The sequence below is a fragment of the Paractinoplanes aksuensis genome, from assembly GCF_024137025.1.
Classification (GTDB): Bacteria; Actinomycetota; Actinomycetes; order Mycobacteriales; family Micromonosporaceae; genus Actinoplanes; species Actinoplanes aksuensis.
Genome location: NZ_JAMYJR010000001.1, coordinates 1 through 22,873, shown reverse-complemented (window position 1 = coordinate 22,873; position 22,873 = coordinate 1). Strand labels below are relative to the sequence as shown.

General features: G+C 70.1%; 22 protein-coding genes. 14 read left to right on the top strand and 8 right to left on the bottom strand.

The annotated features are described in order from the left end of the window. The first annotated feature begins 108 nt into the window (after positions 1-108). Positions 109-4,515 (top strand): HAMP domain-containing protein, encoded by a 4,407-nt coding sequence (locus tag M1L60_RS00115; RefSeq protein ID WP_253235134.1) that lies wholly within the window; start codon positions 109-111, stop codon positions 4,513-4,515. 24 nt (positions 4,516-4,539) lie between these two features. Continuing rightward, positions 4,540-5,088, top strand: coding sequence for a response regulator (locus tag M1L60_RS00110; RefSeq protein WP_253235133.1), 549 nt, complete (start codon positions 4,540-4,542; stop codon positions 5,086-5,088). Here the strand turns inward: M1L60_RS00110 and M1L60_RS00105 are convergent. The 3 genes from M1L60_RS00105 to M1L60_RS00095 form a co-directional block, all read right to left on the bottom strand. Then, on the bottom strand, positions 5,085-5,432 hold the full coding sequence (locus tag M1L60_RS00105) for a thioredoxin family protein (RefSeq protein WP_253235132.1): 348 nt from the start codon (positions 5,430-5,432) through the stop codon (positions 5,085-5,087). The two genes, M1L60_RS00110 and M1L60_RS00105, sit on opposite strands and share 4 nt — an antisense overlap. Beyond that, the gene (locus M1L60_RS00100; RefSeq protein ID WP_253235131.1) at positions 5,405-5,794 is read right to left on the bottom strand and encodes a MerR family transcriptional regulator; all 390 of its coding nucleotides are present in this window, start codon (positions 5,792-5,794) and stop codon (positions 5,405-5,407) included. Before M1L60_RS00100 ends, M1L60_RS00105 begins: the two co-directional genes overlap by 28 nt. 104 nt (positions 5,795-5,898) lie before the next feature. Beyond that, the gene (locus M1L60_RS00095; protein WP_253235130.1) at positions 5,899-6,225 is read right to left on the bottom strand and encodes an STAS domain-containing protein; all 327 of its coding nucleotides are present in this window, start codon (positions 6,223-6,225) and stop codon (positions 5,899-5,901) included. A 146-nt stretch (positions 6,226-6,371) separates the two neighbouring features. Between M1L60_RS00095 and hemL the strand changes: the two genes are divergently transcribed. Genes hemL through ccsB form a run of 6 tightly spaced genes read left to right on the top strand, consistent with a single transcriptional unit; the run spans position 6,372 to position 12,339 of the window. Then, a complete protein-coding gene (gene hemL, locus M1L60_RS00090; protein WP_253235129.1) occupies positions 6,372-7,721 on the top strand; it encodes a glutamate-1-semialdehyde 2,1-aminomutase in 1,350 nt (449 codons plus the stop codon). Beyond that, entirely contained in the window at positions 7,718-8,374 is a 657-nt protein-coding gene (locus M1L60_RS00085; RefSeq protein WP_253235128.1) for a histidine phosphatase family protein, read from the top strand. Before hemL ends, M1L60_RS00085 begins: the two co-directional genes overlap by 4 nt. 2 nt (positions 8,375-8,376) lie before the next feature. Then, positions 8,377-8,937 carry a TlpA family protein disulfide reductase gene (locus M1L60_RS00080; RefSeq protein ID WP_253235127.1) on the top strand — a complete coding sequence of 187 codons (561 nt, stop codon included), beginning with the start codon at positions 8,377-8,379 and terminating at the stop codon, positions 8,935-8,937. Continuing rightward, the gene (locus M1L60_RS00075; protein ID WP_253235126.1) at positions 8,937-9,740 is read left to right on the top strand and encodes a cytochrome c biogenesis CcdA family protein; all 804 of its coding nucleotides are present in this window, start codon (positions 8,937-8,939) and stop codon (positions 9,738-9,740) included. Before M1L60_RS00080 ends, M1L60_RS00075 begins: the two co-directional genes overlap by 1 nt. Further along, positions 9,737-11,359 carry a cytochrome c biogenesis protein ResB gene (gene resB / locus M1L60_RS00070; RefSeq protein WP_253235125.1) on the top strand — a complete coding sequence of 541 codons (1,623 nt, stop codon included), beginning with the start codon at positions 9,737-9,739 and terminating at the stop codon, positions 11,357-11,359. Before M1L60_RS00075 ends, resB begins: the two co-directional genes overlap by 4 nt. Further along, entirely contained in the window at positions 11,359-12,339 is a 981-nt protein-coding gene (ccsB, locus tag M1L60_RS00065) for a c-type cytochrome biogenesis protein CcsB (protein ID WP_253235124.1), read from the top strand. Before resB ends, ccsB begins: the two co-directional genes overlap by 1 nt. Positions 12,340-12,343: 4 nt before the next feature. Here the strand turns inward: ccsB and M1L60_RS00060 are convergent, their stop codons facing one another. Continuing rightward, positions 12,344-13,249: a hypothetical protein gene (locus M1L60_RS00060; RefSeq protein ID WP_253235123.1), complete on the bottom strand. Its 906-nt coding sequence runs from the start codon at positions 13,247-13,249 to the stop codon at positions 12,344-12,346. Positions 13,250-13,364: 115 nt separating this feature from the next. On the opposite strand from M1L60_RS00060, the gene M1L60_RS00055 reads away from it, so the two are divergent. Genes M1L60_RS00055 through M1L60_RS00035 form a run of 5 tightly spaced genes read left to right on the top strand, consistent with a single transcriptional unit; the run spans position 13,365 to position 18,087 of the window. Next, positions 13,365-14,825 (top strand): menaquinone biosynthesis decarboxylase, encoded by a 1,461-nt coding sequence (locus M1L60_RS00055; RefSeq protein ID WP_253235122.1) that lies wholly within the window; start codon positions 13,365-13,367, stop codon positions 14,823-14,825. Then, complete coding sequence (mqnP, locus tag M1L60_RS00050) at positions 14,822-15,718, top strand: menaquinone biosynthesis prenyltransferase MqnP (protein WP_253235121.1); 897 nt, start codon at positions 14,822-14,824, stop codon at positions 15,716-15,718. Before M1L60_RS00055 ends, mqnP begins: the two co-directional genes overlap by 4 nt. A 31-nt stretch (positions 15,719-15,749) precedes the next feature. Next, positions 15,750-16,274, top strand: coding sequence for a SigE family RNA polymerase sigma factor (locus M1L60_RS00045; protein WP_253235120.1), 525 nt, complete (start codon positions 15,750-15,752; stop codon positions 16,272-16,274). Continuing rightward, a complete protein-coding gene (locus M1L60_RS00040; protein WP_253235119.1) occupies positions 16,261-17,391 on the top strand; it encodes a hypothetical protein in 1,131 nt (376 codons plus the stop codon). The genes M1L60_RS00045 and M1L60_RS00040 overlap by 14 nt, the downstream gene beginning before the upstream one ends. A gap of 57 nt (positions 17,392-17,448) precedes the next feature. Beyond that, positions 17,449-18,087 carry a UbiX family flavin prenyltransferase gene (locus M1L60_RS00035; protein WP_253235118.1) on the top strand — a complete coding sequence of 213 codons (639 nt, stop codon included), beginning with the start codon at positions 17,449-17,451 and terminating at the stop codon, positions 18,085-18,087. Here the strand turns inward: M1L60_RS00035 and M1L60_RS00030 are convergent. Beyond that, positions 18,060-18,335 carry a BldC family transcriptional regulator gene (locus tag M1L60_RS00030; RefSeq protein WP_221379846.1) on the bottom strand — a complete coding sequence of 92 codons (276 nt, stop codon included), beginning with the start codon at positions 18,333-18,335 and terminating at the stop codon, positions 18,060-18,062. The two genes, M1L60_RS00035 and M1L60_RS00030, sit on opposite strands and share 28 nt — an antisense overlap. A 213-nt stretch (positions 18,336-18,548) precedes the next feature. Between M1L60_RS00030 and M1L60_RS00025 the strand changes: the two genes are divergently transcribed. Then, a complete protein-coding gene (locus tag M1L60_RS00025; protein ID WP_253235117.1) occupies positions 18,549-18,998 on the top strand; it encodes an Lrp/AsnC family transcriptional regulator in 450 nt (149 codons plus the stop codon). Between the two features lie 62 nt (positions 18,999-19,060). Here the strand turns inward: M1L60_RS00025 and M1L60_RS00020 are convergent, their stop codons facing one another. From M1L60_RS00020 to M1L60_RS00010, 3 genes are all read right to left on the bottom strand, one after another. Continuing rightward, positions 19,061-19,693: a putative glycolipid-binding domain-containing protein gene (locus M1L60_RS00020; protein ID WP_253235116.1), complete on the bottom strand. Its 633-nt coding sequence runs from the start codon at positions 19,691-19,693 to the stop codon at positions 19,061-19,063. Positions 19,694-19,785: 92 nt separating this feature from the next. Then, a complete protein-coding gene (locus M1L60_RS00015) occupies positions 19,786-21,648 on the bottom strand; it encodes a DEAD/DEAH box helicase (protein WP_253235115.1) in 1,863 nt (620 codons plus the stop codon). 305 nt (positions 21,649-21,953) lie between these two features. Then, positions 21,954-22,484: a hypothetical protein gene (locus M1L60_RS00010; protein ID WP_253235493.1), complete on the bottom strand. Its 531-nt coding sequence runs from the start codon at positions 22,482-22,484 to the stop codon at positions 21,954-21,956. Positions 22,485-22,873 lie beyond the last annotated feature (389 nt).

The following is a 22,873-nucleotide window of genomic DNA, read 5'->3' as shown; positions in this document are numbered from 1 at the left end:
CATCCTCTCCTGCCGGTGGGCCTGTGCACAAAGTCGTCTCTCGCATTGACCCGGTCGGGCGAGAGAGGATAGGGGGCCCACCAAGGATGGACAGCGAGTGAGGACAGCATGACCGCGGCCAAAGAAGCCAGCGTCGGCATGCCCGACGACACCGCAGTGCTCGGTGAACTCGCCGAGGCCCTGCGGCGCGTTCGCCGTGGCGATCTCAAGGTTCGGCTGCCCCGCCGCAGCGGTTTACCGGGCGAGGTCGCCGACGCGTTCAACGAGGTGGTCTCGCTTCAGGAGCGGCAGAATCTCGACCTGAGACGGATCAGTCGCATCGTCGGCCGCGACGGCCGGCTCACCGAGCGTCTCGACGACGAGGGCCTCGACGGGGCCTGGGCCGACAGCGTCCGATCAGTGAACGCTCTGATCGACGATCTGGGCCGCCCGACCACGGAGATCTCCCGGGTCATCGTGGCCGTCGCCGAGGGCGACCTGTCTCAGCACATGGCGCTCGAGATGGACGGGCGACCCCTACGGGGTGAATTCCTGCGCATCGGCCGCACGGTCAACACGATGGTCGACCAGCTCTCGTCGTTCGCCGACGAGGTGACGCGGGTCGCCCGCGAGGTGGGCACCGAGGGTGAGCTGGGGGGCCAGGCCGACGTCCGCGGCGTGGCCGGCACCTGGAAGGACCTGACCGACTCGGTGAACACGATGGCCTCCAACCTGACCCACCAGGTGCGATCAATTTCACAGGTCGCGACGGCCATGGCCCGGGGTGATCTGTCCCAGAAGATCACGGTTTCCGCGCGCGGTGAGGTGGCGGAGCTCTCCGACACCATGAACGGCCTGACCGACACGCTGCGCCTGTTCGCCGAGCAGGTGACCCGGGTCGCTCGCGAGGTGGGCACCGAGGGCAAGCTGGGCGGCCAGGCCGAAGTACCCAACGTCGCCGGCACCTGGAAAGACCTCACCGACTCGGTGAACTCGATGGCCTCCAACCTGACCAGCCAGGTCCGCAACATCGCCCAGGTCTCGACGGCGGTGGCCAAGGGCGACCTGTCGCAGAAGATCACGGTGGCCGCCCAGGGCGAGATCCTGGAGCTCAAGGACACGGTCAACACGATGGTCGACCAGCTGTCGTCGTTCGCCGACGAGGTCACCCGCGTGGCCCGCGAGGTCGGCACCGAGGGCCAGCTGGGCGGTCAGGCCCAGGTCCGCGGGGTCTCCGGCACCTGGCGTGACCTCACCGAGAACGTGAACCAGCTCGCGGCCAACCTCACGGCCCAGGTCCGCAACATCGCCCAGGTGTCGACGGCGGTGGCCAAGGGCGACCTGTCGCAGAAGATCACGGTCGACGCCCAGGGCGAGGTCTTCGAGCTCAAGTCGACCGTGAACACGATGGTCGACCAGCTGTCGTCCTTCGCCGACGAGGTGACCCGCGTGGCCCGCGAGGTCGGCTCGGAGGGCAAGCTGGGTGGTCAGGCGCAGGTCAAGGGCGTCTCGGGCACCTGGCGCGACCTCACCGACAACGTGAACTACATGGCGTCCAACCTGACGAGCCAGGTCCGCAACATCTCCTCGGTCACCACCGCGGTGGCCAAGGGTGACCTGTCGCAGAAGATCACGGTCGACGCCCGCGGCGAGATCCTCGAGCTGAAGTCGACGGTCAACACGATGGTCGACCAGTTGTCGAGCTTCGCCGACGAGGTGACCCGCGTGGCCCGCGAGGTGGGCTCGGAGGGCAAGCTGGGTGGTCAGGCGCAGGTGCGCGGGGTGGCCGGCACGTGGCGCGACCTCACCGACAACGTGAACTCGATGGCCTCCAACCTGACCGGCCAGGTGCGGAACATCGCCCAGGTGTCGACGGCGGTGGCCAAGGGTGACCTGTCGCAGAAGATCACGGTCGACGCCCAGGGCGAGATCCTCGAGCTCAAGAACACCGTGAACACCATGGTCGACCAGCTGTCGAGCTTCGCCGACGAGGTCACGCGCGTGGCCCGCGAGGTGGGTTCCGAGGGCAAGCTGGGTGGTCAGGCGCAGGTGCGCGGGGTGGCCGGCACGTGGCGCGACCTCACCGACAACGTGAACTACATGGCCTCGAACCTGACGGCCCAGGTCCGCAACATCGCGAGCGTCACCACGGCCGTGGCCAAGGGCGACCTGTCGCAGAAGATCACGGTCGACGCCCGCGGCGAGATCCTGGAGCTCAAGGACACCGTCAACACGATGGTCGACCAGCTCTCCAGCTTCGCCACCGAGGTCACCCGGGTCGGCCGCGAGGTCGGCGTCGAGGGCAAGCTCGGTGGTCAGGCCCAGGTCAAGGGCGTCTCCGGCACTTGGCAAGACCTCACCGACAACGTCAACCAGCTCGCCTCGACGCTGACCATCCAGCTGCGCGCCATCGCCGAGGTGTCCACGGCCGTGACCCGGGGTGACCTCACCCAGAGCATCGCGGTCGAGGCCCAGGGCGAGGTGGCCGAGCTCAAGGACAACATCAACCAGATGATCGTCACGCTCCGCGAGACGACCAAGGCCAACGCCGAGCAGGGCTGGCTCGACTCCAACCTGGCCCGCATCGGCGGCCTGCTGCAGGGCCAGCGTGATCTCGGCGAGGTGTGCCGCATGATCATGACCGAGGTGACCCCGCTGGTCGACGCCCAGCTCGGCGCGTTCTTCCTGGTCGACAACGAGCAGGCGGTCATGCGGCTGCGGCTCGCGGCGTCGTACGGCTATGTCGCCCGCAACCACGAGGTGACGTTCGGCCCCGGCGAGGGGCTGGTCGGCCAGGCCGCCGTCTCGCGCCGCACGATCCGGGTCCGGGCCACCCACGACGGCATCCTGACCATGCGTTCCGGGCTGATGTCGATGCCGCCGAACGACCTGGTCGTGCTGCCGGTGCTGTTCGAGGGCGAGATGCTCGGCGTGATCGAGTTCGCCTCGGTGGCCACCTTCTCGGGGCTGCACCTGACGTTCCTCGAACGGCTCGTCTCGACCATCGGCGTCGCCCTCAACACCATCCAGGCCAACCGGCGTACGGAAGAACTGCTCTCCCAGTCGCAGCGGCTGGCCCGCGAGATGCAGGACCAGTCGGCCGAACTGCAGCGCACCAACGCCGAACTGGAAGACAAGGCCCAGCTGCTCAGCGAGCAGAAGGCCAACATCGAGACCAAGAACCGCGAGATCGAACAGGCCCGCCGCGGCCTGGAGGAGAAGGCGCAGCAGCTCAGCCGGGCCAGCGCCTACAAGTCCGAGTTCCTGGCCAACATGAGCCACGAGCTGCGTACCCCGCTCAACTCGTTGCTGCTGCTGGCGCGGCTGCTGGCCGACAACCCCGACACCAACCTGACCGACAAGCAGATCGAGTTCGCGCGCACGATCCACAGCGCCGGCACCGACCTGCTGTCGCTGATCGACGACATCCTCGACCTGGCCAAGATCGAGGCCGGGCGGATGGACGTCGAGCCCGACCAGGTCGACTTCGAGGGTGTCCGCAGCTACGTCGAGCAGGCCTTCGCGCCGCAGGCCAACGAGAAGGGCCTGGAGTTCCGGGTCTGGCTGCAGCCGGGACTGCCCGAGTCGATCCTGACCGACGCCCAGCGCCTCCACCAGATCCTGCGCAACATGCTGTCCAACGCGGTCAAGTTCACCGACGGCGGCTCGGTCACGCTGAGCATCTTCGGCGCCCCGCCCGAGACCGACTTCGAGATCCCGGCCCTGGCCGCGGCCCGGCAGGTGATCGCGTTCGCGGTGACCGACACCGGCATCGGCATCAGCGACGAGAAGCTGGCGATCATCTTCGAGCCGTTCCAGCAGGCCGATGGCACGACGACCCGCAAGTACGGCGGCACCGGCCTGGGCCTGTCGATCAGCCGCGACCTGGCCGCCCTGCTCGGCGGCACGATCGTGGTCTCGTCCCGGCCCGGTGAGGGATCGACGTTCACGCTCTACATGCCCGACGCGCTGAGTGCCGAGGCCATCCCGCCGGTGAGCCTGCCCACGCTGCCCTCGGCCACGGTGGTCGTGCAGCCGGCCCCGACGCCGATCGACATCCCGCTCATGGAGATGCCGGTCATGCATCAGGGCCCGGTGCTCGAGGGCCACGTGGTGAGCCCGGCCAGCCGCCAGCTCGACGGCGCGACCGTGCTGATCGTCGACGACGACGTGCGCAACGTCTTCGCGCTGACCAGCGCGCTCGAGATGCACGGGCTCAACGTCCTGTACTCCGACAACGGGGTCGACGGGGTACGTCTGCTGGCCGAGCACCCGGAGGTCGACATCGTGCTGATGGACGCGATGATGCCCGATCAGGACGGCTACGAGACCACCCGCGGCATCCGGCGCAACCAGCGCTTCCAGGATCTGCCGGTAGTGTTTCTCACGGCGAAGGCCATGCCCGGTGACCGGGAGTCGGCCCTCGCGGCCGGCGCCAGCGACTACATCACCAAGCCCGTCGACCTCGACGAGCTGATCGAACTGATGGCCCGCTGGGTGAACGCCGACAAGACGACGGAGCCGGACCTGGGCTGATCAGGCCCACGGAGAGGATGGGGTGTGGCCGAGCGCGCGAAGGCCCTGCTGGTCGACGACCGCAAGGACAACCTGCTGGCCCTGGAGGCGATTCTCCAAGGCCTGCCGGTGACCGCGGTCGCCGTCGAGAGCGGCGAGGCCGCGCTCAAGCAGTTGCTCACCGACGACTTCGCGGTGATCCTGCTCGACGCGCAGATGCCCAACATGGACGGTTTCGAGACGGCCGGCCACATCAAGCGGCGCGAACGCACCCGGCACGTGCCGATCCTCTTCCTCACCGCGGCCGACCGCGACGCTCAGCTCGCGCTGCGCGGCTACGCGGTCGGCGCGGTGGACTATCTCACCAAGCCGTTCGACCCATGGGTGCTGCGGGCCAAGGTCTCGATCTTCGTGGATCTGTGGAACAAGACCCAGCAGCTCAAGGCCCAGGCCGAGGCGACCCGCGAGCGTGAGGCGCAATGGCAGCGGCTCACCGACACGGTCGACGAAGCGGCCCGGGTGCTGCGCGGCGGCGGCGAAGATGCGGCGGCCGAGGCGCTGGCTTTGCTCGAAAAGGCCCGCTGGGGCAATTAGACATTTGCGTACGGGGTGAGGGCGCCCGACAGCCAAGGCCGGAGCACCGACTTGGGCCGGGCGCCGACCAGCCGCTGCGTCACGATTCCGTTCTGAAAGATCAGCAGCGTCGGCAGCGACATGATCCCGTACGCGCGGGCAGTCTCCGGGTTCTCGTCGGCGTTCAGCGCCGTGACGACCAGCCGCCCGGCGAACTCGGGTTGGAGTTCGGCCAGCGTACGGGCCATGGGTCCGCATGGCGGGCACCACTGCGCCCACACGTCGACGGCGACCGGAACCCCGGCCCCGGCCAGGTAGGCGCCGATGGTGGCATCGGTCAGGGCGGGCAGATCTGGGTGTGACATGGCGACTCCCGGTGTGCGACGGCCTCGTCCAACTGGGCGCGCAACTGCTGCCGGAGGTCGGTCAGCTGCCCGATGAAGCCGTCCACTTCGGCCAGCTTGCGGCGCAGCACCAGCACCGAGTCGGGGCAGACGTGCCCCGACTCGTTCCCGGCTCGCAGGCACGCGACGAAGGGCCGGATGTCCTCGAGGCCGAACCCGGCCGCCAGCAGCGACCGGATCTCGTGCACCACGCGCAGTTCGCCGTCCTCGTACTGGCGGTAGCCGTTGGCATCCCGGCCGGCCCGCACGAGTCCGTGCTCCTCGTAGTAGCGCAGGGTCCGCGTGCTCGTCCCGGCCCGCGTCGCCAGCTCCCCGATCAACATCCCGATGCCCCCTCGTCGAAGCCGACGCTAAAGCTTCACGCCGGTGTCAAGGCAACCTCCATCCGACCGCCCCACCCGCCACCCAAGACCGGACTAAAGGCTGGCTACGCCGTGCTGGAAATCATCAGGGCGCTGCGCAGGCCGGTGATATCGAGCACTCGCAGCAGGAAGTCGCCCACATTCGCGAGAGCCAGGACAGAACGGGCATGTTGGGCCTTGCGGCTGAGCACGACGAGCGTGCCGAGCCCCTGGGAATCGCAGAAGGTCACGCCGGCCATGTCGAGCACGATGCGGGCCGGCGGCTCGGCCAAAGTCTCGTTGACCAGGGTCGACAGGTTGGTGACCGTGAGCACGTCGATCTCCCCGGCGAGGTGGAAGATGACCTCGTCGGGTGCGTGCTCAACCGTGATCGACAGCTCGGGTCGTTCCACCGGGCCAGCCTATCGCCTGTGCGCTGGTTCGGCCTGTTGGGCGCGACCGTATCGGGGCGATCCCGACATCAGGGCATGACGCATTCGGTCATCCTCGGGTGATGTGAGGAACCCTCTTGAGATTCTTGCCGAACCGCGCTGACACAATGGGAGCCGCTGTGACCACCTCATACCGCCCCGAGGGCCTCCCCTACCCGGAGGACGCCCCGGTATCCCAGGCCCTTTTCGACCGCGCCCAGGCCGTTGTGCCCGGCGGGGTCAATTCACCCGTGCGTGCGTTCCGAGCGGTCGGTGGCACGCCCCGCTTCATGGCCCACGGCAGCGGCCCGTGGCTCACCGACGCCGATAGCCGGCGCTACGTCGACCTGGTCTGCTCGTGGGGCCCGCTCATCCACGGCCACGCCCACCCCGAGGTCATCGCGGCCATCCAGGCCGCCGCGAGGCGGGGCACCAGCTTCGGCACCCCCACGGCGGGCGAGGTCGACCTGGCCGAAGAGATCGTCCGCCGCACGTCGGTCGACGAGGTCCGCCTGGTCAACTCCGGCACCGAGGCCACCATGTCGGCCATCCGGCTGGCCCGCGGCTTCACCGGCCGCACCAAGATCGTGAAGTTCGCCGGCTGCTACCACGGGCACGTCGACGCGCTGCTGGCCGCGGCCGGCTCCGGGGTGGCCACGCTGGGCCTGCCCGATTCGCCCGGGGTCACCGGCGCCGCCGCGAGCGAGACGATCGTGCTGCCCTACAACGACGTGGCCGCGGTCGAAGAGGCCTTCCGCGCCGACGGTGCCGACATCGCCGCGATCATCACCGAGGCCGCGGCCGGCAACATGGGCGTGATCGCCCCGCGCGACGGCTTCAACCAGCGGCTGGCCGAGATCGCCCACGCGGCCGGGGCACTGCTGATCGTCGACGAGGTGATGACCGGCTTCCGCGTCTCGGCCGGCGGCTGGGCCGGGCTCGACCCGGTCGACGCCGACCTGTTCACCTTCGGCAAGGTGATGGGCGGCGGCCTGCCCGCGGCCGCGTTCGGCGGGCGGCGCGAGATCATGTCGCGCCTCGCCCCGGCCGGCCCGGTCTATCAGGCCGGCACGCTGTCGGGTAACCCGCTGGCCTGCGCGGCCGGTCTGGCCTCGCTGCGGCTGGCCGACGACGCGGTCTACAAGCGCCTCGACGAGCTGTCGGCGACCGTGGGCGCGCTCGCGGCGGACGCCCTGAGCACGGCCGGGGTGCCGCACCGGCTCGCGTACGCGGGAAACATGTTCTCGATCTTCTTCACCGCGACCGAGGTGGTCGACTACGAGTCGGCCAAGACCCAGGACGCGGGTGCGTTCAAGGCGTTCTTCCACGAGATGCTGGCGCGCGGCGTCTACCTGCCGCCGAGCGCCTTCGAATCGTGGTTCGTCTCGACCGCGATCGACGAGGAAGCGCTGGAGCAGATCGCGTCGGCGTTGCCGTATGCGGCACGCGCCGCCGCCGCGGGGGGAGCACAGTCATGAGCGAGCCGACGAAAACCACCGTCCACGTCATGCGGCACGGCGAGGTCTTCAACCCCAACAAGGTTCTGTACGGGCGGTTGCCCGACTTCCACCTGTCCGAGCTCGGGAAGCAGATGGCCGTGGCGGCGGCCGAGTCGCTGGCCAAGCGCGACGTCACGCACGTCGTGGCCAGCCCGCTCGACCGGGCGCAAGAGACCGCCGTGCCCATCGCGGCCGAGTTCGACCTCGAGATCGCCAGCGACAGCCGGCTGATCGAGAGCTCGAACTACTTCGAGGGCAAGAAGGTCTCGGTCGGCGACGGCGCGCTGACCAACCCGCGGCACTGGTGGGTGCTGCGCGACCCGATCACCCCCTCGTGGGGCGAGGCCTACCTGGTCATCGCCCAGCGCATGTTCGCCGCGGTGCAGGCCGCGCGGGTGGCCGCCGAGGGGCACGAGGCGGTCTGTGTCTCGCACCAGCTTCCGATCTGGACGCTGCGGCGCTATATAGAAAAGAAGCGTCTGTGGCACGACCCGCGCCGCCGGCAGTGCGGGCTGGCCAGCATCACGTCGTTCCGCTTCGAAGACTCGAAGGTCGTCGGCATCGACTACACCGAGCCCGCCGCGCACCTGGTGGCGCTCTCCGCGACAGCCAAGACCGCCAAGGGAGCTTGACCATGCGCCGCCTCGCCGCAGTCCTGGCCACCGCCGCCGTGACGGCCGGTGTCCTTGCCGGATGCGGAGGGGAGGACAGCAACTGGGCCAAGAAGTGCACCACCACCGGCACAGTGGTCGAGTGCGCGCCCGACAAGCGGCCGACGGTCGAACCGATCACGGGCGAACTGCTCGACGGCACGGCATACGACATGGCCCAGCAGAAGGGCAAGGTCGTCGTGGTCAACTTCTGGGGCTCGTGGTGCGCGCCGTGCCGGGCCGAGGCCGACGACCTCGAGAACACGTACCAGGCCACGAAGGACAAAGACGTCAGCTTCCTCGGGGTCAACTCGCGGGACGACCGGGACGCCGCCCGCGAGTTCGAGCGGGGCCGGGTCACCTACCCCAGCCTCTACGACTTCCCGGGCAAGGTCGGCATCCAGTTCGACGTGACCAACGTGACCATGCCGGCCACGCTGGTCATCGACCGCCAAGGCCGCATCGCCGTCGCCCTGCGCGGCGCCACGACCGAGACCCAGCTCAAGCCGCTGGTCGAAAAGGTCGCGGCCGAGGGGCAGGGCTGATGGCCTCGACCTTCGCCGAGATCGCCAGCGGCGGCCCGCTGGTCCTGGCGGTGCTGGTGTCCGCGCTGGCCGGGCTGGTGAGCATCCTGTCGCCGTGCGTCCTGCCGCTGCTGCCGGGCTACCTCTCGTACGTCACCGGTCTGGCCGGCTCCGACCTGGACGACTCCCGTCCGGCCGCCGAAGAGGGCGGCGGCGTCGCCACCCTCACCCGCCCGGCCACCGCCCGCCGCGGCCGGGTGCTGGCCGGCACCAGCCTCTTCGTGCTCGGCTTCGCGGTGGTCTTCACCCTGCTGGCCACCCTGGTCGCCAACCTGGGTTTCCTGCTGGTCCACAAGGACGCGCTCAACATCGGCCTGGGCGTGCTGGTCATCGTGCTGGGCCTGGGCTATCTGGGCTGGATCCCCGGCCTGCAGCGCGAGGCCCGGATCACCAAGCTGCCCGCGGCCGGTCTGGTCGGCGCGCCCATCTTCGGCGCGGTCTTCGCCTTCTCGTGGCTGCCGTGCACCGGTCCCACCCTGGCCGCCGTGCTGGCCCTGGCCACGACCAGCGGCGAGACGAACCGAGCCGTGGTGCTCGCCCTGGCCTACAGCCTGGGCCTGGGCATTCCGTTCATCGTCTTCGGCCTCTTCTTCCGCAAGCTGCTCGGCGTCTTCCGGTTCATCCGCCGCAACAGCCAGTGGGTCACCCGGATCGGCGGCGTGCTGCTCATCCTGGTCGGGATCATGCTCGTGACCGGCGGCTGGAACCACTTCCTGGTGTGGCTGATGACCACGTTCGACTTCGGCGCGGGTACGCTGCTGTGACCGTCGTCGAGGAACGTCCCGCGCCGCCGGCTTCGCCGCCGCCGCGTCGCACCAACCGGGTGTGGGCCCTGCTGCGCAACTCGTGGCGGCAGCTCACCTCCATGCGTACGGCGTTGGTCCTGCTCTTCCTGCTGGCCGTCGCGGCCATTCCAGGGTCGGTCTTCCCGCAGCGCTCGGTCAACGCCGAGCGCGTCACGCGCTACTACCAGGAACACCCCGACCTGGCGCCCGTGCTCGAACGCCTGGGTGGCTTCGAGGTCTACGCCTCGCCCTGGTTCGCCTCTATCTACCTGCTGCTGTTCACGTCGCTGATCGGCTGTGTGGTGCCCCGGCTGATCGACCACGTGCGCGCGCTGCGGATGGCCCCGCCGGACGCGCCGAAGCGGATGGAACGCCTGCCGCAGCACGCCGAGGACCTGGCTCGTACGGGTGCACCGGCCGAGGTGGCGGCCGGCCTGGCCGCCGATCTGCGCCGCCGCCGGTTCCGCACCAAGGTGCGCGAGCGCGAGGACGGGGTCTGGACGGTCTCGGCCGAGAAGGGCTTCCTCAAAGAGACCGGCAACCTGCTCTTCCACTTCTCGCTGCTCGCCGTGCTGATCGGGGTGGGCTTCGGGCACTGGTACGGCTGGCACGCCAACCGGCTGCTGGTCGGCGGGGCCGACCAGGGCTTCTGCAACACGCTCACGCAGTACGACGACTCGACCCTCGGCCCCCGGGTCCACGCGGCCGACCTGCCGATCTTCTGCCTCGAACTGAGCGACTTCGACGCCACCTTCCAGAGCACCGGCCAGCCCAAGACGTTCATGGCGACCGTGCAGGTCACCCAGGACAACGGCCCGGCCGAGACCCGCAAGTTCACGGTCAACGACCCGCTGCGGCTCGATGACGCCAACGTTTATCTGCTCGGTCACGGCTACGCCCCGATCCTGAAGTTCACCGACCGGCACGGCGTCTCGCAGACCAAGGTCGTGCCGTTCCTGCCGATCGACGGCATGCAGACCAGCGAGGGCGTGGCGCAGTTCCCCGACGCCAACATCGACCCCAAGACCGACAAACGGGACCCGGCGCTCCAGGTGGGCTTCGAGGGTCGATACCTGCCGACCTCGCCCACCGACGGCAGCGCGACCTCGGCCTTCCCGGCCGAGAACAACCCGATGCTCTATCTCACCGCCTACCGTGGTGATCTGGGCCTCGACGTCGGCACGCCGGGCTCGGTGTACTCGCTCGATCAGGGCCAGATCGCCTCGGGCGAGCTCAAGAACGTCAGCGGCACCCGCCCGCACGCGCTCAAGCTCGGCGACACCTGGACCCTGGACGACGGCACCAAGCTCGAGTTCGTCGGCACCCGCGAGTTCGCGACGCTCTCGATCCGGCACGACCCCGCTCAGGGGCTGCTGCTGGTGGGCGCGGTGCTCGGCCTGCTCGGTCTGATGCTCTCGCTGGCCGGGCACCGGCGACGCGTGTGGTTCCGTGTCCGCCCGCAGGCCGACCTGCCGGGTTCGCCCCCGGCCGGCGGCGGTAGCGTGGTGACGGCCGGTGGCCTGCCGCGCACCGACTATCCGGGTTTCCCGGAGGAATTCAAGGCTCTGGTGAAGGCCGCCGAAGAAGGGAAACCCTGATGGCGGAGTTGTCGAATCAGTTGATGGCGGCGGCCGTCCTCGCGTACCTGTTCGCGATGGTCGCCTACGCCGGGGAGTACGCGTTCGGCAAGCGCAGCCGGGTCGGCCGCGCCGCCGTCCGGCCGGTCGAGGCGAAGCAACTCGTCGGCGCCGGGGGTCCCGTCGCCGCTGTTCCGCCTGTCCCCGATGACGTCCCGGTTCCGCCGGTCAAGCGCGGCCGCGGCGAACTGATCGGCATGATCGCGGTCGGCATCAACGTGCTCGCCGTGCTGCTGCACCTCGGTGGTCTGGTCACCCGCGGGGTCGCGGCCGACCGGATGCCCTGGGGCAACATGTACGAGTACATCCTGTCGACCACGTTCATCGCGTCGGCCGTCTGGATCGGCGTCGTGCTGGCCCGCCCGGCCGTCCGCCACCTCGGCCTGTTCGCCTCGCTGGCGCTGGTCGTGATGCTCGGCGCGGCCACCATGATCGCCTACACGCCGGTCGGCCCGCTGGTCCCGGCGCTCAACTCGTACTGGTTCATCATCCACGTCTCGACGATCATCATCGGCTCCGGCATCTTCCTGATCGGCGCCGTGCCGGCCGTGATGTTCCTGATCCGCAACGGGTACGAAGAGGGCAAGCGCAAGTTCCCGTACACGCTGGGCAAGCACGTGCCGGCCGCGGTGACGCTCGAGCGGCTGACGTTCCGGTTGCACGCCTTCGCCTTCCCGCTGTTCACCTTTGGCGCGCTGATCGCGGGCCCGATCTGGGCCGAGGCGTCGTGGGGCCGCTACTGGGGCTGGGACCCCAAAGAGGTCTGGGCGTTCATCTCGTGGGTCGTCTATGCCGGCTACCTGCACGCCCGGGCCACGCCCAGCGTCAAGCGAACGGTGGCGACCTGGATCGCGCTGCTCGGCTTCCTGACCATGCTGATGAACCTGTTCGGCGTCAACCTGTTCTTCGAGGGCCTGCACTCGTACGCCAACGCGGGCTGACTTCTCAGCCGCCGCAGCCGCCGGCCGTCCACGTGTCGTAGCGGGTCAGCCAGTCCAGGCAGTATCCGCCGTTGTGCCGGCGCTGGGCCGGGTCGGTGCCGGTCAGCGTGGGCACGTCCTCGCGCCACAGCCGGGCCTCGCCGCCCTCCCCGGGTCGCAGCCGCACGTTGTCGACGGTCACCGGCGGCACCTCGATCCGGCCCGGCCGGTTGACGTCGACGTGCACCTCGACGTACTGCTCGATGGTCGCGGTCGGGCCGAGCGGCAACAGCTGGGAAGTCAGCAGGTTCCACCGCTCGCCCCACCACAGCCAGGCGCTCCACCCGCCGCTCGGGTCGGAGTGCAGGTCGATCCAGGCCTTGTCACCCGGCCGCAGCGTGTACTGGTTGTAGAACTGCCAGGTCTTGGTGTTGGTGTTGAACGTGTAGATCTGCTGGCGGCCGGGTTGGGCCCAGCCGGTCTCGGCCCAGCCCGCCTCGAGCCAGACGACGCTGCCCCGGCCCAGGTTCCGCTTGACCATGAAGCGGCCGGCTACGAAGTCGTACGTGCGAGGACGCACCGAACCGTCGACGACCGACATGCGCCCGGAGACCCCGGACCACTGGCCGCTGGTGTTGGCGCCCAGGTGGTGGTAGCCGCTCGGGGTGAAACCGGGCTCGCCGCGGCGGGGCAGGCGTACGCCCGATTCGAGGATGTGACCGGTGGCACGACAGGCCCCCGGAGCGGACGGGCCGGCCGGGCCGACCGGCGCGCGTTTCGAGGCCCGGGCCGGCGGGCAGGCCGGTAGCGACGTGGCCCCGCGCGCCTGCGGCTGGGCGGTCCGGTCGGCGGAAACGGCCGGTGTCGCCCCGGCCAGGGCGGCGGCCAGACCGGCCATGGCGCACCACAACGCCGTTTTCCGGACCTTCACCCGCACCTCGCCTGTCGTCGCGGACCAATCGCCCACTCAACGCGTATCGGACAGTGTGAGTGACGGTGATCGCCCGCGCGCGGAACTGTCGGACCCGTGAGCGAGACTGGTTGTCATGGCGCCGCGTGGATTCCCCTATCAAGATCTGCAGAGCTTCCTCGACGCCCTCGAGGCGGCCGGCGAACTGCGGCGGGTGACCGTCCCGGTCGACCCGACGTTAGAGGTCAGCGAGGTGGTGACCCGCACGGTGCGGGCCGGCGGCCCGGCCCTGCTGTTCGAGCGGCCCACCCGCGGCTCCATGCCCCTGGCCATCAATCTGTTCGGCACCGAGAAGCGCATGGCGATGGCCCTCGGGGTCGAAAGTCTTGACGAAGTGGGCGACCGCATCGGGGGGATGATCAAGCCCGAGCTGCCGGTCGGCTGGTCCGGCATCCGCGAGGGCATCGGCAAGGTGCTCCAGCTCAAGTCGCTGCCGCCGCGCAAGGTCAAGACCGCCCCTTGCCAAGAGGTGGTGCTCAAGGGCGACGAGGTCGACCTCGGCCTGCTGCCCGGCCTGCAGGTCTGGCCGGGTGACGGCGGCATCTTCCACAACTTCGGGCTCACCCACACCAAGCACCCCGAGACGGGCAAGCGCAACCTGGGGCTCTACCGCCTGCAACAGCACTCCAAGAACACGCTCGGCATGCACTGGCAGATCCACAAGGATTCGACCGCCCACCACGCGGTGGCCGAGCGGCTCGGCCAGCGCCTGCCGGTGGCCATCGCGATCGGCTGCGACCCGGTGGTCAGCTACTCGGCCAGCGCGCCGCTGCCCTCCGACATCGACGAATACCTGTTCGCCGGCTTCCTGCGGGGCGAGCGGGTCGAGATGGTCGACTGCCTGACCGTCCCGCTCCAGGTGCCGGCCGAGGCCCAGATCATCCTCGAGGGCTATCTCGAGCCCGGCGAGCGGCTGCCCGAGGGCCCGTTCGGCGACCACACCGGCTTCTACACCCCGGTCGAGCCGTTCCCGGTGCTGCACATCGAGACGATGACCATGCGCAAGAAGCCGATCTACCACTCGATCATCACGTCGCAGCCCCCGCAGGAAGACCACGGCCTGGGCAAGGCGACCGAGCGCATCTTCCGCCCGCTGCTCAAGATGATGATCCCCGACATCGTCGACTACGACCTGCCGTCGGCCGGCGTCTTCCACAACTGCGCCATCGTCTCGATCCGCAAGCGCTACCCCAAGCACGCGCAAAAGGTGATGAACGCCATCTGGGGCGCGCACTCGATGGCCTTCACCAAGCTGATCGTGATCGTGGATGAGGACTGCAACGTCCACGACTACAACGAGGTCGCCTTCCGCGCGCTCGGCAACGTCGACTACAGCCGCGACCTGTTGCTCACCGAGGGCCCCGTCGACCACCTCGACCACGCCTCCTACCAGCAGTTCTGGGGTGGCAAGGCGGGCATCGACGCCACCCGTAAGCTGCCGTCCGAGGGCTACTCACGAGGCTGGCCCGAAGAGATGACGATGTCTCCCGAGGTGATCAGCCTGGTGGAGAAGCGCTGGAAGGAGTACGGCTTATGACGGCGGTCGCGGCAGTCGGAGAGAAACCGGGCAAGGTCAAGGCGTTCCTGCGCCTGGTCGCCATCGAGCACTCGGTGTTCGCGCTCCCGTTCGCCTACCTCTCGGCCGCCGTCGCGCTCGACCGGCTCGACTCGGGCGTCCACTGGCTCGACCTGCTGCTGATCACCATCGCGATGGTCAGTGGGCGCACCTTCGCCATGGCCGCCAACCGCATCCTCGACCGCAAGATCGATGCGCTCAATCCGCGTACGCGCAACCGTGAGCTCGTCACCGGCGCGGTCTCCCTGCGCACGGCGTGGACCGGGGCCGTCGTGTCGCTGGTCGTCATGGCGCTCGCGGCCGGGCTGCTCAACTGGCTGTGCCTCGTGCTGTTCCCGCTCGCGGTGATCCCGTTGGTCGTCTATCCGTACGCCAAGCGCTTCACCAACTTCCCGCACTACGTGCTCGCGCTGGCCCAGGCCGTCGCGCCGGTCGGGGCCTGGCTGGGGATCACCGGCACGTTCGACGGCTCCGGCCCGGCCTGGCTGCTCGGCCTCGCGGTCGGCCTGTGGATCGGCGGCTTCGACATCATCTACGCCTGCCAGGACGTCGAGGTCGACCGCCGGATCGGCGTGCACTCCACCCCGGCCCGGTTCGGCGTGCGCACGGCGCTGCACATCTCGACCGCGACCCACGTGGTGACGTTCGCGCTGTTCGTCTGGTTCGGTCAGGTCGTCGGGCTGGGCTGGCTGTGGTGGATCGGGCTGGGCCTCACCGCGGCCGCGTTCATCTACCAGCACGTCGTCGTCACGCCGACCGACCTGTCGAAGGTCAACCGGGCGTTCTTCACGGCCAACGGCTTCGTCGGCATCGCGCTGTTCCTGTTCGCCCTCCTCGATCTGTTGTTGCTGTAACCGTTCGAGCCCCGGCTTCCGTCTAACCCCCGTGAGCGACAAAGAGGCCGAGTTCCGCGAGTTCGTCGGCGGTCAGATGGAGGCGCTGCGAGGGCTCGCCTACCTGACGTGCGGCGACTGGCAGGTGGCCGAAGATGCCGTGCTCGGTGCTCTGGCCCGCCTCTACGGGAAGTGGGGGCGGGTCGAGAACCCTCAGGCGTACGCCCGCAGCGCCGTCGTGCGGGCCGCCATCGACGAGACGCGAAGACCGTGGTGGCGCCGTGAGCAGTCACACGGCGACGCATTGCCCGAGACGGTCGCGCCCGACGAGATCCTGACCATCGACGACCGTGTGCACCTGCGCCAGGCGTTGCTGCAAGTGCCGGTCAAGCACCGGGCCGTGCTCGTGCTGCGCTTCCTGGAAGGCCTGAGCGTGCCGCAGACGGCGGCCGCGCTGCGCTGCCCCGAGGGCACGGTCAAGGCGTACACGTCCCGTGGTCTCGACACCCTGCGGCGGATCCTCGGCGCCGAAGTGAGCATCGAAGAGCGTCTGGAGGCCCGTCATGAAGTTGTCTGACCTGTTGGAGACGGTCCGCGAGGACGCTCCGGCCGCGCGCTACACCGTCGACGACGTCGTGGCGGCGGGCCGGCGGCGCCGCCGGCGGCGGAACACCGGGTGGGCGATCGCGGCCCTGCTGGCCGTGTTCGCCGCGGTCGGGGTGCCGCAGCTGGTCGCCCGGCCCTCGGTTCCGCCGGCCACCCCGCCCCCGCCCAGGGCCGGCTCCCTCGACCTGCTCTTCTCGGGCTACCGGAGCGGCGACCTGCGGGTCGGCGACCCGGAATGGGTGAGCCTCACTAACCAACTCGCCTCGATCGGCCGGGAGGTGGCGCCGGGCGAGTACCAGCCGGTCGGCCGACTCGCCCTCTATCCCGCCGGAGCCGTCCCGTACACCATGTGGTTGACGCTCCCGCGGGAGCCCGCCGGATCCATCCACGGGCACGAGGCGAGTTTCCTGTCGGTGAGGAACAACGCGATGGTCAAGAGCACGAGCTTGCTCACCTGGAAAAATGCCGACGGTTCGATGGTCCTGATGGCCTCGCACGAGAACCGCCTCAGCCGGGCCGAGATGGTGCGGCTGGCCACCGCCTTCCGCGTGACCGCACCACGCCCGGCCCGGCTGCCCTTCGCCATCTCGTGGGTGCCGCCCGACATGCGACTGGTCGCGGTCGACGTCAGCCGGCCCGAAGCCGCCACGGCGTTGGTGACGCCCGCGCGGGACGGCATCGGATTCGAGCTCGAACCGGTCTTCGAGCAGGCGGCGTTCGTCAACGCCTGGTCCGACCCGGGCCTGAACTCGGCGCCGCGACCGATCGGCTTGTCGTTCCCGCGGAGCACTCCGGGCAACGCCACCGCCCCCAGCGGCGGCATCGTGATCGGGGCCCAGCGCGGCTTCGTGCCCGGAACCGAGCCCAAGCCCGACTGCACGGAGTTCACCCAGCAGTTCCACGTCAGGCAATGCGTGGCGGCACCGGACGCGACAAGCAACGTGGTGGCCCGGGCCGGTTACGACGTGCCGGTGACCGACCTCGAGCGAGTGGCCACAGCGGCCCGGCTGGTGAGCTCAGCCGTCGATCCCGCCACTTGGCCGACCGCGCGCGAGGCCTTTCCCACCTCGGCCTGGGTCGAGCGGTGACGGAGTCTTTCCCCACTTCGGCCCAGTTGCCACGGGACCAGCGGGCACACTTGAGGCATGCGTGAACCATGGGTCGTGGGTGTTTCCGGCGCTTCGGGGACGCCCTACGCCCGGGCGGTGCTGTCGGCGTTGTTCGACGCGGGGGAATCCGTCGATCTAGTCATCTCGAAGGCGGCCCGGCTGACGATCCTCGACGAGACCGGGTCCACTGTGCGGGACGCGCACTGGAAGGACGACGTCGGCGCCTGGCTGGGGCGGGAGCTGGGCGACCTGACGTACTGGCCCGCCGGCGACCTGGCCGCCGGGCCCAGCAGCGGGTCGTACCCGGCCAAGGGCATGATCGTGGTGCCGGCCAGCACGGCCGCGTGCGCGGGCATCGCGATCGGTCTCTCGAAAGACCTGTTACAGCGGGCGGCCGAGGTGAACCTCAAGGAACGGCGACGCACCGTAATCGTTCCGCGCGAGACGCCGGTGACACGCAGTCACCTCGAGCACCTGATCGCGCTGCACGACGCCGGGGCGGTCGTTCTGCCTGCGAGCCCGGGCTTCTATGGCGCCGGGGCGCAGGCCACCGCACAACAGTTGGTCGACTTCGTAGCGGGCAAAGCGCTGGACGCTCTGGGCGTACCCCACACGCTCCTGACCCGGTGGAGGGGTGAATTGAATGCTCAGCGCAACCCGTTGGGCGGCCCGTAACCCAGACCCGGATTGCTCGGGCCGGCATTACGGGGTCGATTGGCGGCGTCGTCCTCACGCATTTCCTCGACCACGCCGTCGCCCTCGAGCAACGCACGGACCTCGGATTCACGGAATCGGCGGTGACCGCCGGGAGTACGAATGCTGCCGATGCGCCCGGCGGCGGCCCAGCGGGTCACCGTTTTCGGGTCGACGCGGAACAGCGCGGCCACCTCGCCTGGTGTGAGCAAGCGATCTCCAGTGTCCACAGCCCCCTCCTCGCGTCGGTCTTTTGGAGCGGCCGTGATCACGGTGAGTGTCGGCGTGCTCGATCGGGACGTAAAGCCATTAGAGCATTGCCCCGGAACCGAGTCCCTGGAATGCGGAAAAAGCCCTAATTGCGACAGTGATCGTTATCCTGCCGCCGTTTGCGCTGCTACCGGGCGTGAGTGACGAAGTGCCACCCGTTTAGGGTCTTCAGTATGGACTCCATCGACCTGCGCCTGATCGAGCTGCTACGGGAGAATGCCCGATCGTCGTACGCCGAGCTCGCGCGCAAGGTCGGGCTGTCCGCGCCGGCGGTGCACGAGCGGGTCGGCAAGCTCGAGGCGGCGGGCACGATCCAGGGCTACCGGGCCGAGGTCGACCACGAGGCGCTGGGCCTGGGCGTGACCGCGCTGATCGGCATCATCGAGGACTCGGGGGCCGACACCGACGACGTGCTGGCCGCCCTGCGCGCGATGCCCGAGGTCGAGAGCTGCTACTTCATGGCCGGGGTGGAGTCGTACCAGCTGACTGTGCGGGTCGGCTCGATCGCCGAGCTCGAGCAGCTCATCGTGCGGATCAACCGCACCCCCGGGGTGGCTTCCACGCGTACGGCCATCGCCCTGTCGACCAAATGGGAGAACCGGCCCCAGCCGCATCTCGGCTGACCACCCTCGCGCGGCCTCTCAGCGCGCGCCTGCGCCGCTCACGATGCCCGCTTGGGGTGGCGTCACCCCGCCCGGCCGGCCAGGCCCGGATAGTCGACGACAAAGCCGTCCTCGTCGATGGTCAGGTCGGCGCTGAACGTCTCGCTCGCGAAGCGGACCCGGCCCTCGCCCAGCGCGGTGTAGATCTGATCGGCTTGCACCACCTCGAGGCTGGGCAGCAGCACCCAGGCCACGCTGAGCCGGTGCGCGACGCCGATGTCGTCGGCGGCCGGCCGGTGCAGCCCGAGGCGGCGTACGGGAAGGGTGTTGGTCAGCGGCGAACCAGTCAGGTCGACGTCGAACGCGCCGTACAGCAGATCCGGGTCCTCGAGGCCGGGCAGCCCGGCCCCGGCGTGGCCCGCGGCCGAGAGCACCGCGTCGAGGTGGCCCTGCTCGGCAGTGGTGGCCCGCCACGTGCCGGCGGCCAGCTCGAGACGGAGCGTGCGGGCCCAGCCGGCGCCCTCGGTGGCCACGTCGAAGTGCGCGGTGACCCAGCCGGGATCCGTCCGCAGCTCGTAGCGGCAGGTGTAGGGAATGGGATCGACCGCGAGCGCGGTGCCGCGGGCGTAGAGGCCGTCCTTGGCGTCGAGCAGGGTGTGCTCGGAACCGGCGGTGTCCTTGCGGTGCCAGAACAGGGAAGCGGGCAGCAGCGACATGTCTTCTGTGTACCCGGCCCGGTGGCCCGGGAAAAGCCGGACGCCCGGCACATCGAGGTGCCGGGCGTCACGGGTGGTGCTTATGGGGTTGTTCAGTAGCTGCGTGCCGGGCGCGGGCTGCCGAAGCGGCCCGCGGGGCCCTCACGGCGGTCGTTGCGCTGGTTGTTGTCGCGCCGGAAGTTGCCGGCCCGCTCGCCGTTGCGGCCGTAGCCGCCCTCGCCGCGCGAACGGTCGCCGCCGCTGAAACCACCGCGGTCGCCGCCGCTGTAGCCGCCACGGTCTCCACCGGCGTAGCCGCCACGGTCGCCGCCGGAGCGCTCGCCGTAGCCGCCCCGCTCGGGACGGTCGCCGTACGAACGCTGCGGACGGTCACCACGGGGGCGGTCGCCGAACGAGCCGCGCTCGCCGGCCGGCCGGTCGCCGTACGACCGTTGCGGACGGTCACTGCCGGGACGGTCGTCGTAGGACCGTTGCGGACGGTCACCATACGAACGCTGCGGACGGTCACCACGCGGGCGGTCACCGTACGACCGCTGCGGGCGGTCGCCGAAGCGGCCGCGCGGACGGTCGCCGCGCTCGCGACGGGGCTCCGGCTCCTCGACCACGGGAACGCCGCTGGGCTCGGTGGCGCCAGTGATCTTGGCCAGCTGCTCGTCACCCAGGCGCACCCGCGTCTCGGTCGGCGAGACACCGGCCTTCGACATCATGGCCTGGGTGGTGCGGCGCTGCTTGGGCAGCACCAGCGTGACGACCGCGCCGGACTCGCCGGCCCGGGCGGTGCGACCCGCGCGGTGCAGGTAGTCCTTCGGGTCCTTGGGCGGGTCCACGTGCATGACCAGCGAGATGCCGTCGACGTGAATGCCGCGGGCGGCCACGTCCGTCGCCACGAGGACGTTGGTGCGGCCCTCCTTGAAGTCGGCCAGCGTGCGGGTGCGGACCCGCTGCGTCTTGCCGCCGTGCAGGGCGCCGGCCCGGACGCCGACCTGGCGCAGCTGCTCCTGGAGCCGGTCGACGCCCATCTGGGTGCGGGCGAAGACGATGGTCTTGCCGGCCCGGTTGGCGATCGACGCGGCGATCGGGAACTTGTCGTGCGGCGGGATCAGCAGCAGGTGGTGGTCCATGGTGGACACGCTGGCCTCGGCCGGAGCCGTGGAGTGCGTGACCGGGTCGTGCATGAACCGCTTGACCAGCGCGTCGACGTCACCGTCGAGAGTGGCCGAGAAGAGCAGGCGCTGCGCGTTCTCGGGGGTCTTGCTCAGCAGCTCGGTGACCTCGGGCAGGAAGCCCATGTCGGCCATCTGGTCGGCCTCGTCGAGAACGGTGATCTCGATGTCGTCGAGCTTGCAGGCGCCCCGCTCGATCAGGTCGCCGAGGCGGCCCGGCGTGGCCACCATGACCTCGACGCCGCGGCGCAGCGCGTCCATCTGGCGGTCGTAGGGCACCCCGCCGACGGCGGTCTTGAGGAAGACGCCGACCGAACGGCCCAGCGGCATCAGCGCGTCGGCGACCTGCATGGCCAGCTCACGCGTCGGCACCAGGATCAGGGCCTTGGGGTGGTGGGGGCGGGCGCGGCCGCCCTGGGCGACCCGGGCCAGCAGCGGCAGGCCGAAGGCCAGGGTCTTGCCGGAGCCGGTCTGGCCGCGGCCGAGGACGTCCCGGCCGGCCAGGGCGTCGGGCATCGTCGCGGCCTGGATCTCGAACGGGGTGGTGATGCCCTCACGGGTGAGGACCCGCACGAGCTCGGCCGGCAGGCCCAGCTCGGCGAAGCTCGGAACGACGACCGGGGCCTCGTCGGCGACCGGGGTCTCGTCGGCGACCGGCTCGGCCGTGACGGAGGTCTCGTCGGCCGGAGCCTCGATGATCACGGTCTCGGTGGTCTCGACGGTGGGCTGCTCGTCGGCGGAACGGGTTTCGAAGACGGACGGGAACGTGCTGGGATCAGCGAAAGTGGTCAAGAGAACCTCTCTACGGGGGCGCATGCTCGCAAGTGGCCCGCCGCGGCTGCTGAGAGCCGACCGCTGAAATGCCCGCAAGAACGCCCGTGGCGTGCCAGGGGGGCACGCCGCTCAATAACTGTCATAAGTGTACGGCTCAACGTTTGGTACGCCGACCGCATTCCGCGCTGGTAGTGGGCAGGCTCACCCCTGACCTGGCGCACGCGGGCCGCACGGAACCGAGCCCAGCGCACAAACCAAGCCAGCTTAGGTCGCGCTAGGCCCGACGCCAAATCCGGCGACCGGTGCGGCCGGTCGCCGGCGCATCACGAGAAGACGCCGCCGATCCAGTCGCTGAACGAGTTGCCGGCGGTCAGCAGGAACACCACGCTGACGGTCACCAGCAGGCCCAACACCACCAGCATGGCCACCGCGACCTTGAGGTTGCCGCGGCGCCGGTCGACGACCTCGTCACGCCAGCCCTGGGCCAGGATGTGTCCGGTTAACGACCCGGAATTCTCCACCGGGTTGGTCGACACGGGCATGGTGGCGTCGATGGTCTCGTAACCACCGGTGCCATAGACAGTGCCTGGTTGCGGGCGCTGCGTGGGCACGGCCATCGTCGGCTCAGGGTCGAAACCGGGTGGGTACGCGGGCACGTCGGTCGCCCGGGTGGGCGGCACGACCTGAGTGGCGTCGGCGGCCTTGCTGACGACCTGGGTGGGCTCGGCCTGCGGGCTCGAGGAACCGAACGGCTGAGGTGATCTCGCGCCGAACGGCGGCTGGTTTCCGTGCGGCTCGCCGACCCCGAACGGGGTGGTGGCGGGCGCGGGTCGACCCGAGGTGGAAGGCGGCACGGTGTAGGAGGGTAGCCCGGTGCCGCCAGTAGCGATCATCGGCGGCGGCGGGACGACCGGCGACGGCGGGCCGGGCACTGGGCTCGGGCCGGGGCCGGGCGGAACTGAGCTGGGACCAGGACCAGGCGGAACCGGGAACGGGTCGGGGCCCGGCGGCACGGGCGAAGGACCCGGACCGGGGGGTACGGGCGAGGGGCCGGGACCGGGCGGCACCGGGCCGGGCGGCGCGGGGCTGGGCGACGGCGTCGGGCCGGGAGTCGGGAAGGGACCCGGAGTGGGCCCCGGGAACGGGCCGGGCGTCGGCGGGGCCGGCACCGGGTCGGGCTCGATCGGCTCGGGGCGTCCGGGCGGCGGCGTCGGCCGGGGTGGCTGCGGGCGCGACGGCGGCG